The sequence below is a fragment of the Vibrio sp. 10N.222.49.C9 genome (assembly GCF_041474985.1).
In the GTDB taxonomy this organism is placed as follows: domain Bacteria; phylum Pseudomonadota; class Gammaproteobacteria; order Enterobacterales; family Vibrionaceae; genus Vibrio; species Vibrio crassostreae_C.
This window is the reverse complement of sequence record NZ_JBFRVD010001645.1, coordinates 1-375: the sequence shown is the minus strand read 5'-3', so window position 1 is coordinate 375 and position 375 is coordinate 1. Positions and strand designations below refer to the sequence as shown.

Here is a 375-nt window from a genome sequence, read left to right as displayed (position 1 = left end):
GAGACAACTATGGCTTCATTATTCTCTGTTTCTACTGGGAAATCGAAGTCTAAATTTATCTCTGATGCAGGTCAGTATCTAATCGTGGATATGGGTTCCATTTCAAGAGAAGGGAAATTGATAGCCTCTAAAAAGACTTCTCACGACAGTGATTTTTTATCGTTAGGGCAACTTGTCATGCCAAAGGATGATATTGGTGGAGGGCAAATCATTGGTCGGACAGCCCATATTCCTGAAAGTGGCAAATTTATTCTGTCTGACCACGTTTATTTATTAGAACCTAAAACCGTTAACTCCTTATTTGTGAATTATCTCATTAACAGTTGGGAAGTTAACAAACAATTAAGAAGTAAAGCGAATGGTACTGCACAACTT

1 protein-coding gene is annotated in these 375 nt (G+C 37.6%); it reads left to right on the top strand.

The genetic code is table 11. The features are described from left to right. Positions 1-375: hypothetical protein (locus AB4585_RS29640; RefSeq protein ID WP_372172423.1), on the top strand; the 375-nt coding region annotated here is incomplete at both ends.